The sequence below is a fragment of the Streptomyces soli genome, assembly GCF_003999195.1.
Taxonomy (GTDB): domain Bacteria; phylum Actinomycetota; class Actinomycetes; order Streptomycetales; family Streptomycetaceae; genus Actinacidiphila; species Actinacidiphila soli.
Map to the genome: position 1 here is coordinate 1 of NZ_RJVR01000009.1, position 12,488 is coordinate 12,488.

At 69.7% G+C, this 12,488-nt stretch carries 12 protein-coding genes and 1 pseudogene; all 13 read left to right on the top strand.

Annotated elements, in window-relative coordinates; translation table 11 throughout:
- Positions 1-359, top strand: a pseudogene (locus tag EFK10_RS48390) (hypothetical protein); the annotation flags it as partial.
- 207 nt (positions 360-566) lie between these two features.
- The gene (locus tag EFK10_RS00570) at positions 567-1,475 is read left to right on the top strand and encodes an ABC transporter ATP-binding protein (protein ID WP_127353829.1); all 909 of its coding nucleotides are present in this window, start codon (positions 567-569) and stop codon (positions 1,473-1,475) included.
- A complete protein-coding gene (locus tag EFK10_RS00575; RefSeq protein ID WP_127353830.1) occupies positions 1,472-2,242 on the top strand; it encodes an MlaE family ABC transporter permease in 771 nt (256 codons plus the stop codon). The genes EFK10_RS00570 and EFK10_RS00575 overlap by 4 nt, the downstream gene beginning before the upstream one ends.
- 5 nt (positions 2,243-2,247) lie before the next feature.
- The gene (locus tag EFK10_RS00580) at positions 2,248-3,060 is read left to right on the top strand and encodes an MlaE family ABC transporter permease (RefSeq protein ID WP_127353831.1); all 813 of its coding nucleotides are present in this window, start codon (positions 2,248-2,250) and stop codon (positions 3,058-3,060) included.
- A gap of 3 nt (positions 3,061-3,063) precedes the next feature.
- Complete coding sequence (locus EFK10_RS00585) at positions 3,064-4,311, top strand: MCE family protein (RefSeq protein WP_407646982.1); 1,248 nt, start codon at positions 3,064-3,066, stop codon at positions 4,309-4,311.
- Entirely contained in the window at positions 4,308-5,345 is a 1,038-nt protein-coding gene (locus EFK10_RS00590) for an MCE family protein (protein ID WP_127353833.1), read from the top strand. Before EFK10_RS00585 ends, EFK10_RS00590 begins: the two co-directional genes overlap by 4 nt.
- A gap of 44 nt (positions 5,346-5,389) precedes the next feature.
- Entirely contained in the window at positions 5,390-6,370 is a 981-nt protein-coding gene (locus EFK10_RS00595; protein ID WP_127353839.1) for an MCE family protein, read from the top strand.
- Positions 6,367-7,509, top strand: a complete 1,143-nt coding sequence (locus EFK10_RS00600; protein ID WP_206305250.1) for an MCE family protein — start codon at positions 6,367-6,369, stop codon at positions 7,507-7,509. Before EFK10_RS00595 ends, EFK10_RS00600 begins: the two co-directional genes overlap by 4 nt.
- A 38-nt stretch (positions 7,510-7,547) precedes the next feature.
- Positions 7,548-8,792, top strand: coding sequence for an MCE family protein (locus tag EFK10_RS00605; RefSeq protein WP_127353840.1), 1,245 nt, complete (start codon positions 7,548-7,550; stop codon positions 8,790-8,792).
- Positions 8,789-9,979, top strand: a complete 1,191-nt coding sequence (locus tag EFK10_RS00610) for an MCE family protein (RefSeq protein ID WP_127353834.1) — start codon at positions 8,789-8,791, stop codon at positions 9,977-9,979. Before EFK10_RS00605 ends, EFK10_RS00610 begins: the two co-directional genes overlap by 4 nt.
- On the top strand, positions 9,952-10,455 hold the full coding sequence (locus EFK10_RS00615) for a hypothetical protein (protein WP_407646983.1): 504 nt from the start codon (positions 9,952-9,954) through the stop codon (positions 10,453-10,455). Before EFK10_RS00610 ends, EFK10_RS00615 begins: the two co-directional genes overlap by 28 nt.
- Positions 10,456-10,468: 13 nt before the next feature.
- Complete coding sequence (locus EFK10_RS00620; RefSeq protein WP_127353836.1) at positions 10,469-11,128, top strand: hypothetical protein; 660 nt, start codon at positions 10,469-10,471, stop codon at positions 11,126-11,128.
- Positions 11,129-11,616: 488 nt separating this feature from the next.
- The gene (locus EFK10_RS00630) at positions 11,617-12,486 is read left to right on the top strand and encodes an MOSC N-terminal beta barrel domain-containing protein (RefSeq protein WP_127353837.1); all 870 of its coding nucleotides are present in this window, start codon (positions 11,617-11,619) and stop codon (positions 12,484-12,486) included.
- The last annotated feature ends 2 nt before the right edge of the window (positions 12,487-12,488 follow it).

Consider the following 12,488-nt stretch of genomic DNA (forward strand, 5'->3'; position numbering starts at 1 on the left):
CGACGGTGAAGGACAGCCCGCGGCCGCCCGGCTCCGGCGGTCAGCCCCACCGCGCCGAGCGGGCGGACCGGCCGGGCCGGAGCGGCGGTGCGGTGCCGGCGACCCCGTCCGCCGGGACTTCGCCAGGGCCGCGCCTCGGCGGTCCGGTGCGCATGCCGGTGCCGGGTGTCTCGATGCCGCAGGTGTCCCAGCTGCCCCGGACGCCCGCAGTGCCGGCGGTGCCGGCGGTTCCCGACGTGACGGCGGTCCCTATTCCGTCGGTCTCTGAGGTGCCCACGGTTGGCGCGGTGGGCGGCGTCCCGGTGACGGTCACGCCGCCCGCGCCGCCGGACGTTCCGGGCGGTCTCGTGCGCCCCTGACCGGGCTGCCGCCGGCCCCCGGTCGACGCCGTTCCCGGGTGCGCGCCGGTGGGGGCGACCCCCTCCGGAAAAAAATTCCCATCGCCGCGACGGACGCGGCACTCCCCGCCGTAGAGCAGAGGACAGGCCGGGAGCGCGGCTCCTCCGCTTCCCGTCCGTGCCCCGGTCTGTCAACGACAGCGTGGTCGTGGTTGAAGGGGATTCGGGATGGGTGTGGAGATCCGCGTCGAAGGGCTCACGAAGTCCTTCGGCCACCAGGTCATCTGGCAGGACGTCTCGCTGACGCTTCCTGCCGGGGAGATCTCGGTGATGCTCGGTCCCTCGGGCACCGGTAAGTCGGTCTTCCTCAAGACGCTGGTCGGCCTGCTCAAACCGGACCAGGGATCGATCCAGGTCGCGGACCGGGACATCACCCGGCTGCGCGAACACGATCTCTACGAGGTGCGCAAGCTGTTCGGCGTGCTGTTCCAGGACGGCGCTCTCTTCGGCTCCATGAACCTCTACGACAACATCGCCTTCCCCCTGCGCGAGCACACCCGCAAACGCGAGAGCGAGATCCGGCGCATCGTGCTGGAGAAGATGGACATGGTCGGCCTGATCGGCGCGGAGGAGAAGCTGCCCGGGGAGATATCGGGCGGTATGCGCAAGCGGGCAGGGCTCGCGCGGGCGCTCGTCCTGGACCCGGAGATCATCCTTTTCGATGAGCCCGACTCCGGGCTCGACCCGGTCCGCGTGGCGTATCTCAACCAGCTGATCGTGGATCTGAATGCGCAGATCAACGCGACCTTCCTGATAGTCACGCACGACATCGCTTCCGCCCGCCAGGTGCCGGACAACATCGGGCTGTTGTTCCGCCGTGAGCTGGTGATGTTCGGGCCGCGCGAGGAGCTGCTGGCCAGTGACGAGCCGGTCGTACGGCAGTTCCTCAACGGGCGGATGGAGGGCCCGATCGGGATGGCGGAGGAGAAGGACGCCTCCCAGGTCGAGCAGGAGCTGGCGGGGCTCGACGACACAGCCGGTGTCGTCGTGACCCCGCGGCTGCTGCCCAGCGCCGCCATCGCTCGCCCGCCCCGCTGGGAGGCCATCGCCGCGCGGGAGGAGGGGGTACGCGCATGACCCTCTCTCCGACCGCGGGCCTGCGGCACACCGGTAGCCTCTTCGCCCTGGCGCTGGACGTGCTGCGGACGCTGCCGCGAAGGCCGTTCCAGGTGAGGGAGTTCATCCAGCAGGCCTGGTTCGTCGCCAGTGTGACGATCCTGCCGACCGCGCTGGTGTCCATCCCGTTCGGCGCGGTGATCGCGCTGCAGATCGGCAGCCTCACCCGCCAGCTGGGCGCGCAGTCCTTCTCCGGTGCCGCCTCCGTCCTGGCGGTGCTGCGCGAGGCCTCGCCCATCGTGACCGCGCTGCTGATCGCGGGCGCGGGCGGTTCGGCGATCTGCGCGGACCTGGGGGCGCGCAGGATCCGCGAGGAGATTGACGCGATGGAGGTGCTCGGTATCGACCCCATTCACCGCCTGGTCGTCCCCCGGGTCTTGGCCTCCATGGTGGTGGCGGTGCTGCTCAACGGCCTGGTGTCGGTGGTCGGCGTGGCGGGCGGCTACTTCTTCAACGTGGTCCTGCAGAACGGCACTCCGGGCGCCTATCTTGCCTCCTTCACCACCCTCGCCCAGCTGCCCGACCTGTACGCGGGCGAGCTGAAGGCCGTGGTCTTCGGAGCGATCGCCGCGATCGTCGCCGCGTACAAGGGTTTGACCGCCAAGGGCGGGCCGAAGGGCGTCGGTGACGCCGTCAACCAGTCTGTGGTGATCACTTTCATGCTGCTGTTCGTCACCAACTTCGTGATGACCGCCGTCTACTTCCAGCTTGTTCCGCAGAAGGGCTGAGGCGGATGGCGCTGACCAATCTCATGCAACGACTGGAGGAGCTGGGCGGCCAGCTGACCTTCTACGGGCGCTCGGTCGCCTGGAGCGGCCGTACGCTCCGCCGTTACAAGAAGGAAGTCCTGCGGCTGCTCGCCGAGGTGAGCTTCGGACGCGGCGCGCTGGCCGTGGTCGGGGGCACCGTCGGTGTCATCGCCTTCTTGTCCTTCTTCACCGGTACCGAGGTCGGGCTGCAGGGCTACGCGGCCCTCAACCAGCTCGGCACCTCGAACTTCGTGGCCTTCCTGTCCGCGTACTTCAACACCCGCGAGATCGCCCCGCTGGTCGCCGGGCTCGCCCTGTCCGCGACCGTCGGCGCCGGATTCACCGCGCAGCTCGGGGCGATGCGGATCAGCGAGGAGATCGACGCGCTGGAGGTGATGGCGGTCCCCTCGCTGCCGTTCCTGGTCACGACGCGCATGATCGCCGGTTTCGCGGCCGTCATCCCGCTGTACGTGGTCGGGCTGCTCTCCTCGTATCTGGCCGCCCGCACCATCACCACCGGCTTTCACGGGCAGTCGGCGGGCACCTATGACCACTACTTCCACCAGTACCTGCCGGCCGTGGACGTGTTGTGGTCCTTCGGCAAGGTGATCGCCTTCGCCGTCCTGATCATCCTCGTGCACTGCTACTACGGCTACCACGCCAAGGGGGGTCCCGCGGGCGTCGGTGTCGCGGTCGGCAGGGCGGTGCGCACCTCCATCGTCGCCATCAACGTCCTCGACTTCTTCCTCAGCCTGGCGATCTGGGGAGCCAACACGACCGTACGGATCGCGGGATAGCCCATGTTCATGAAACAGGCGAAACCGGTGAGAGCGGGGACATCCCCCGTCAAGCTGCGGCTGTACGGTTTGGTGTTCCTCGCCGTGCTGGCCCTGCTGCTGTCGCTCGCCGTGGCCGTCTACCGCCAGGCCTTCACGCCGGTGGTACGCATCACCCTCCAGGCCGACACCATCGGCAACCAGCTGGACCCCGCCGCCGACGTCAAGCTGCGCGGCCTCATCGTCGGCCAAGTCCGCGATGTGCGCGCCGACGGGAGGAAGGCGATCCTCGGCATCGCGCTGAAGCCCGAGCACGTCGACGACATCCCGGCGAATGTGGAGGCGCGGCTGCTGCCCAAGACGCTCTTCGGTGAGAAGTACGTCGACCTGGTCGTTCCCAGCCGGCCCGCGACCCGGCACATCCGGGCCGGAGATGTGATCACCCAGGACCGCACCAAGGCCGGCATCGAGGTGCAGCAGCTGATGAACGACCTGCTGCCGCTGCTCCGTACCGTCCAGCCGGCCGAGCTCAATGCCACGCTGTCCGCCTTCGCCGACGCCCTGGAGGGGCGCGGCGACCGGATCGGCGGCAACCTCGCCCGCGTACAGCGCTATCTGCACACGCTCAACCCGCATCTACCGCAGATCAAGGAAGACATCTCGCGCTTCGCCGATGTGACGGAGGTCTACGGTGACGCGGCCCCGGACCTGCTGAAGGTGCTCCGCAACACCATCACCAGCAGCCGCACCCTGGTCGAGAAGCGGGACACCTTCGCGGCGCTGCTGACCGGGACCACCGCGTTCGCGAAGACCGGGCAGGGCGTGCTGAGCGACAACGCCGACCGGATCATCACCCTGAACCGGGTCTCGCGCCCCACGCTGGCGCTGCTGGCCCGTTACTCACCCGAATTCCCCTGCCTGCTGGGCGGACTGGCGAAGCAGGAGCCGATGAGCGAGAAGGTCTTCGCCGGCGGCGAGATGCACATCACCCTGGAGATCGTCCAGTCGCGTCCGGCGTACCACCCCGGCGAGGAGCCGCGCTACGCCGACCGGTCCGGCCCCGACTGCCGTGGCCTGCCCAGTCCGCAGGTGCCGGCGCCCGACCTCCATCTCAACGACGGAACGAGGGCCTCGAGCGCGTCGGCATCCGAGCAGGACGTCATCGGCGCGCTGGTCGCACCGGTCATGGGGGTGCCCGCGGACCAGGTGCCGCCGGTCGCGACCCTGCTCTTCGGCCCCCTGGCCCGCGGGACGGCGGTGAGCGTCGCATGAAGGCAATGGAGACCACCGCACCGCTGATCAAGTTCAGCATCTTCGCCATGGTGACGATCCTGGCAACCGCGCTGCTCGCGGCCACCATCGTCAATGTCCGCTTCACCTCCACCGATTCGTACAGCGCGCTCTTCAGCGATGTCACCAGCCTGGAGGTCGGCGACGACATCCGCGTGGCCGGGGTGCGGGTCGGCGAGGTCAAGGACATCCGCACGACGACGGCGGGGGACCGTACGGTCGCCGAGGTCAGCTTCACCGTCGACCGCGGCCGGCCGCTGCTCGCCGGCACGGGCGCCGTCATCCGCTACCGGACCCTGGTCGGCCAGCGGTACATCGCTCTCACCGAGGGCCCGGGGGACGGGACCCGGCTCAGGCCCGGCGGGCGCATCCCCCTGTCTCGGACCCGGCCCGCGCTGGACCTGACGGCGCTGCTCAACGGCTTCAAGCCGCTGTTCGCCGCGCTCAGCCCCCAGGACGTCAACCAGCTCGCGTACGAGATCATCCGCACCCTGCAGGGCGAGGGCGGCACGGTCAACAGCCTGCTGGCCCATACGGCGTCGCTGACCTCGACACTCGCCGACCGCGACCAGCTGATCGGCTCCGTCGTCGACAACCTCAACGAGGTGCTGGGCACCCTCGACCAGCGCAGCGCCCGCTTCTCGGAGCTGCTCACCCAGCTGCGGCGGGTGGTCTCGGGGCTCTCCACCGACCGCACCGCCATCGGCGACTCGCTGGTGAGCATCAGCGATCTGTCCGGTGTCACCTCGGGCCTGCTGGAGCAGGGCCGCCCGGCACTGCGCTCCGACATCTCGCAGCTGTCCGACCTCTCCAAGACGCTGAACGACAACCAGAAGACCGTGGAGGGCGTCCTGAAGCGACTGCCGAACAAGCTCGACAAACTCACCGCGACGGCGTCCTACGGATCCTGGTTCAACTTCTACCTCTGCGACTTCGACGGACGGGTCGTCCTGCCGAAGACCGCCAGGACGCTCACCCCGGAACTCCACGTCCAGCAGGCGAGGTGCGCGGGATGAGGCGCCTACGGATTCCCAGGATGAAGCGCATACGGATCCCCAGGATGAAGCCGTTCCGCGAGCGCAATCCCGTCGTCATCGGCGCCGTCGGACTCAGCGTGATCGCCCTGCTGGTCGTCGCGGCCTTCAACGTCCAGGACCTGCCGCTGATCGGCAGCGGTGAGCGCTACAGCGCGGCCTTCTCCGAGGCGGGCGGGCTGACGCCCGGTGACGAGGTACGCATCGCCGGCGTCAAGGCCGGCAAGGTCGACGCCGTCGAACTCGACGGGGACCACGTGAAGGTGACCTTCCGGGTCAAGGGGGACCAGCACCTGGGCACCACGACCGGAGCCTCGATCCGGATCAAGACGATCCTGGGCGCCAAGTACCTGGCACTGGAGCCCAAGGGCGCCGAGCAACTGGCGCCGGGCAGCGAGATACCGCGGTCGCGCACGGTCTCCGCGTACGACGTCGTGGCAGCCTTCAGCGACCTCACCACCACCAGTGAGAAAATCGACACCGATCAGCTGGCCACCGCGCTGGACACCATCTCAGGCACCTTCAAGGACTCCCCGGCCGAGGTGAAGGCCTCCATCACCGGACTGTCCCGGCTCTCCCGGACCGTCGCCTCCCGGGACCAGGCGTTGCGCCAACTCCTCGACCACGCCAACGGCGTCACCAGTGTCCTCGCCGACCGCTCCGGACAACTGGTCACCCTCATCAAGGACGCCGACAAGCTGCTCCAGGAACTCAACCGTCGGCGCACGGCCATCCACGACCTGCTCGTCAACGCCACCACGCTCGGCACCCAGCTGTCCGGCCTCGTCAACGACAACCGCAAGGAGATCGGGCCCGCGCTGAGCCGCCTCGACACGGTGATACGGATGCTCCAGCGCAACCAGACCAGCCTGGAGCGCAGCATCCAACTGCTCGCGCCCTACGCGCGGGTATTCACCAACACCCTCGGCAACGGGCGCTGGTTCGACACCTACGTCCAGAACGTCGTCGCCGCGCCCGTCACTCCCCGGACCGGAGGGTCGCGATGAGCCGCCTCGAAAAGCCTGGCACGCGCCGCCTGTTGCGCGCTCTGGCGCTGGTCACCGCGCTCGCGGTGGTCGCGTGTCTCGCCGTCGTCCTGTGGCCGCGGAACCCGGCCGTCACCGTCACCGCGTACTTCCCGCGCACCGTCGGCATCTACCCCGGTTCGGACGTCCGGGTGCTCGGCGTCCGGATCGGCGAGGTCAACAAGATCACGCCCGAGGGAGGACGGGTCCGGGTCGAGCTGAGTTACGACGCGGCGCGGAAGGTCCCCGCCGACGCCCAGGCCGCGATCATCAACTCCTCGGTCGTCAGCGATCGTTACGTCCAGCTGCTGCCGGTCTACCGGTCCGGCCCGGTGATGCGCGGCGGCGCTGTCATTCCCGAGAGCCGCACCGCCGTCCCCGTCGAGCTGGACCGCGTCTTCGACAGCCTGCACACCACGGCGGAGGCCCTCGGCCCGCGCGGCGCCAACAAGGACGGGTCGCTGTCCCGGCTGCTCGGCGTCAGCGCCGACAATCTCGACGGTCAGGGCGAGCGGCTGAACCAGACGGTCAAGGACCTCTCGCTGGCCGTCACCACCCTCTCCGACGGGCGGACCGATCTCTTCGGGACCGTACGGAATCTTCAGCTGTTCACCGCCGCGCTGGCCGCTGACGACCAGAGCGTCCGGTCCTTCAACGACAGCCTGGCCCAGGTCGCCGGGCAGCTGTCGGGGGAGCGGGACGACCTGTCCGCGGCGCTCAAGCAGTTGTCGACCGCGCTCGGCGACGTGGCGGTCTTCGTACGCGACAACAAGAAGCGGCTCACCACCGATGTGAAGGGGCTGAGCGAGGTCACCCGCGTGCTGGTGAAACAACGGGCCGCGCTGGAGGAGTTCATGGATGTGGTGCCCGCAGGGCTGTCCAATCTGCAGAACGCCTATAACCCGTCTTCCGGCACTCTGGACACCCGCAACAACGCCGAGCAGGCCCAGGACCCGGCGTCCTTGGTGTGCTCGCTGCTGCGGACGGCCGGGGAGAAGGCGGACTGCGCGAGCCTGAAGAAGCTCTTCGACGCCCTGCCGTCGGTGAAGGGCGCGACGGCGGCGACAGGCACCGGCACGGTCGACAAGACGCTGGGCGGGATCCTGGGGGTGCCCGCGTGAGGGGCGTCAAGACGGTGCTGTGGGCCGCCGCCGGGGCGATGCTGCTGACGGCCTGCCAGTTCAACGGGCTGTACGACGTGCCGCTGCCGGGCGGCGCGGCCGCGGACGGGCACGCGTACCACGTCACGGTGGAGTTCCGGGATGTGCTCGATCTGGTGCCGCAGTCCGCGGTGAAGGTCAACAACGTGACGGTGGGCGCCGTCGAGAAGGTCGAGCTGGACGGCTGGCACGCCCGCGTGCGCCTGAGGGTCGCCGACTCGGTCAAGCTGCCCGGCAACGCAGTCGCCGACCTGCGGCAGACCAGCATGCTTGGCGAGAAGTACGTCGCCCTGGAGGCCCCGACCGGGGTCACGCCGTCCGGACGGCTCGGCGACGGGGATGTGATCCCGCTGTCCCGCAGCGGCCGCAACCCCGAGATCGAGGAGGTGCTGTCCGCGCTGTCGGCACTGCTCAACGGTGGTGGCGTGGCGCAACTTCACACCATCAACCATGAGTTGAACAAAGCCCTGACCGGGCGCGAGGACCGGATCAAGAGCCTGCTCAAGGAGCTGGACACCTTCGTCGGCGGTCTCGACGACCAGAAGTCGGAGATCGTCCGCGCGCTCAAGGGCGTCGACAAGCTCTCCCGGACCCTCAAGGAGCAGCAGACAACCATCGGCAAGGCGCTCGACTCCATCCCGCCGGCCCTTAAGATCCTCGCCGACCAGCGCCGCGCCCTGACCAGGATGCTGACCTCGCTGTCCGACCTCGGCAAGGTCGGCACCAGGGTCATCAACGCCTCCGGTGACGACGTCATCGCCAACCTGCGCAACCTGCGGCCGATCCTCACCCGGCTCAACCAGGCGGGCTCCGACCTCCCCAACGCCCTGGAACTGATGACCACCTACCCCTTCCCGCGCAATGTGACCGACGCCATCAAGGGCGACTACGTCAACCTCAAGATCACCGCCGATCTGGATCTGATGAGCCTCTACGGCAACCTGAGCAAGGGCTCAGGCGGCTCGTCCCAGGGCCCCGGGGCCGGTTCCGGCTCGGGGACCCTCCCGGACCTGCCCGCCCTCCCCACGCCCCTACCGACTCTGCCCGGCGTACCGACACCGCCGGGCGTGCCGGGCACCCCGCCTGCACCGGTACCGACCCCCGGCCCCACGAAGACCTCAGGCGGCCCGCTCTGCCCGCCCGTGTGCACCGGCAGCCAGGCCTCCTACGACGGCGGCACGCAGTCCCCCGACGGCGTCGACTGGAAGCTTGCCGACCTCATGACAAGGGGGCTGGGCGCGTGATCAGCCGTACCGTCAAGCTCCAACTGGCCGCCTTCGCCGCCGTCACCGCCCTCGGGGTGTCCTATGTGGGCGCCGAGTACGCGGGTCTCGGCGAGCGCATCATGGACCGGGGTTACACCGTGCACGTCGACTTCGCCGACTCCGGCGGTGTCTTCTCGGGGGCCGAGGTGACCTACCGGGGCGTGCCGGTGGGCCGCGTGGGAGGGCTGAGGCTGAGCGGCGCCGACGGTGTGGCCGTGGACCTGCGCATCACCGGCGGATCCCGCATCCCCGCCGACACCCTCGCCGTTGTCGCCAACCGCTCCGCCGTCGGGGAGCAGTACGTCGACCTGCAGCCGCGCACCGCCACGGGCCCGTATCTGCACGACGGCAGCACGATCGCCCGCCGGGACACCCGCACCCCGCTGCCCACCACCGAGCTGATCCTCAGCCTCGACCGCCTCGTCAACTCCGTCGGCAAGAAGGATCTGAAGGTCACGGTCGACGAGCTCGGCTCCGCCTTCGCCGGTACCGGCCCCGACCTCACGCGCCTGGTCGACTCCGGCAACAGCCTCGTCGACGCCGCCGAACGCACCCTCCCGCAGACCATCGGCCTGATCGAGAACTCCCGTACGGTACTGAAGACCCAGGCCGACAAGGGCTCGGCGATCCGGTCCTTCTCCCATGACCTGGCCGACCTCAGCGCCACCCTCAAGGACCGCGACGCGGACATCCGGCGCCTCATGGACAACGGCGTCAGCGCCTCGCACGCGCTGGACGCCCTGCTCAAGGACAACCGCTCCGCGCTGCCGGTGCTGCTCGGCAACCTCATCAGCGGTGGCCAGGTCACCGTGGCCCGGCTCCCCGGACTCGAGCAGGCCCTGGTCACCTTCCCCGCCGCCGTCGCCGGCAGCTTCACCGTCGCCCCCGGCGACAACACCGCCCACTTCGGGCTCGTCGTCAACGCCGACGACCCCCCGCCCTGCCGCCAGGGCTACGGCACCACACAGCGCCGCGACCCCGCCGACACCGCGGACCGCCCCGCCAACACCCAGGCCCGCTGCACCGCCCCGCGCGGCTCCAAGACCTCCGTACGCGGGGCTCAGAACGCCCCCAAGGGCAGCGTCTCCATCGGCTCGACCGGCGGACAACAGGCCGTCTTCGGAAAGGATTCATGGCAATGGCTGCTCGTTGGCCCCATGGTGTGACCGACCACCGCATCCTCGCCGCGCTCGGCGTCGTCGCCGTACTGCTCGCCGGCTTCTCCGGCTGGTACGGCCTGCGGCTCCAACAGCGGTACGCGGACGACCGCCGCGACCAGGACATCGTCGCCGCAGCCCGGCAGTCGGCGCTCAACTTCACCTCGCTGGACTACCGGCACTACGCCCAGGACAGCAAGAACGTCCTCAGCGGCGCCACGGGCGACTTCAAGAAGCAGTTCACCCAGCGGACCGCCCAGCTCACCCAACTGGTCGCCGCCAACAAGTCCGTCTCCGAGGGCCAGATCCTCGATGCGGGCATCGTCCGCGCCGACGACACCTCCGCCCGCGTCCTTGTCGTCGCCGACAGCAAGGTCACCAACACCGCCGCCCCGAACGGCGAGGCCCGCACCTACCGGCTCCAGCTCGACCTCCGCTCCGTGGACGGGCGCTGGCTGACATCCGACGTCGAGTTCGTCGGCTGAGAGGAGACACACCATGGCGACCAACATGGCGGCCGCTGCCCGCGCGGCGGCGAAGCGCGTCGAACGCGCGGAACTTGTCGAGCCGGTGAAGCCGGCTGGGCCCGTGGGGCGTGTCCTGCACGTCTACCCCGTACAGGACGAGGCCAGTGCGCCCGCGCGCCCTCGCCCCCGCCTCGGCCTTCGCCCCCGTATTCCCGTCCGGATCCGGGCCGCGGCCCTGGCCCTGCTCCTCGTCGGCGGCCTGGTGGCCGCCACGTTCCTCGGACTCGCATACCGCGACGCCGAACGCACCGGCCAGGCCCGCACGCAGGCCGTGGCCGCCGCCCGCAAGGCGGCGCCGGTGATCCTCTCCTACGACTACCGCCACCTCGACCGGGACTTCACCGCCGCCCGCACGCACCTGACCGGCACGTTCCGCGACACGTACGCCAAGACCACCCGTACCGTCGTCACCCCCACCGCCACGAAGTACCAGGGCGTCGTCACAGCCACCGTCGCCGCCGGCCCCGCGGTCGTCTCCGCGACCCCCGACAAGGTCGTGGTGCTGCTCTTCGTCAACCAGGTCACCGACAGCACCCGACTCTCCGCACCACGGCTCGACCTGAACCGCGTCCGAATGACGCTGACACGCACCGCCGGCGGATGGAAGGTGAGCGCCGTCGACGCGCTGTGATCGCGGGGAGCACGGGCCGGCAACGGGCAACCGGCCGCGTAATCCCCGTGCGGTACGGCGATCCCGCGTGATACTCCTCCCTGCCGTGGATGATCTCGTGACAGCGCGCCTGCTGCTCCATCCGATGAGCGTCACCGAGGCGGAGCGGGTGGCGGCGGCCGGGCCGGACGACGGTGCCCGATGGGCACCCTGCCACAGGGGGCGGGCGACGCAGCCCCGGCGGCCCCGAACCGCCCTGGGTGGACATCCGCAGGCCCATCGGCGTTCCCCGGCTTGCCAGCCCGACCTCCGCGAAGGCCGGAGCAACAGGCTGTCGTGGACATCGTGGAGAGCACGCGGGAGGCCATCGTCGTCACCCCGCCGTTGCAGACCGGTCCACCGAGCCCGTAGCCGCTTCGTCCCTCGGCGGAGAACGAGACCGGTGCGGCTCGGGTGCCTGTGGACCGTCCAGAACTTGTTGGGCAGTTCCTGAAGGCTGGTGGTAGGACATGGCTCGGCCAACCGAAGAGACCCTCGGGTTGGTGGTCTCCCTGTGGCGGTATCCGGTCAAGTCGATGTTGGGAGAGGAGCTCAACGCCGCCGAGGTCGGTGAGCGCGGGGTGCTCGGCGATCGCGCCTACGCCCTGCTGGACCGCACGGACGGGAAGGTGGCCAGCGCGAAGAATCCGCGGAAGTGGCCGCGTATGTTCGAGTTCCGCGCCGGATTCGCCGACCCGGTGCGGCGCGGCGCCAAGACGCCGCCGGTCCGCATCACCCTGCCGGACGGCACGCTGCTCACCAGTGACCAGACCGACGTGGACGAATCCCTCTCGCGCGTGTTCGGCCGTGAGGTGACGCTCGAGGCTGCGGAGCCGTGCCGGCGAGAAGCCGTGGAATCCACCTTCCCCAACCCGTGGGCTTCCCGGGCCGAGGAGTACTGGCCCGACATGGAGGGCTTGGACTACCGGGACACCGTCACCGACTTCGACCTGCCCGGGGGAACGTTCTTCGACTGCGCCGTGGTGCACGTGTTGACCACGGCAACCGTCGACCGCCTGCGCGACCTTTATCCAGAAGGCCGCTTCGAGGTCCGGCGTTTCCGGCCCAATGTCGTCGTGGAGACAACCGACGGTGTCAAAGCTGAGCAACTACCTGGCCTTGAACACCCCGTGCCGGCTCGGAAGCCGGTGACGGCGGTCGCGCGGGTAGGGACGGGCCCGCCACGGGTCGGTCCGGCACACGCGCCGGACGGGCATGCGTGCCGGACCAATCGGTGCGGCAGGCTCAGACCCGAATCCGCAGGTAGTGGCGAGGTTCGGCGGCTGATACGGCGACAGGTGCACTGCCGGTTTGAGATGATCGGGGTTCCTACACCGTGACC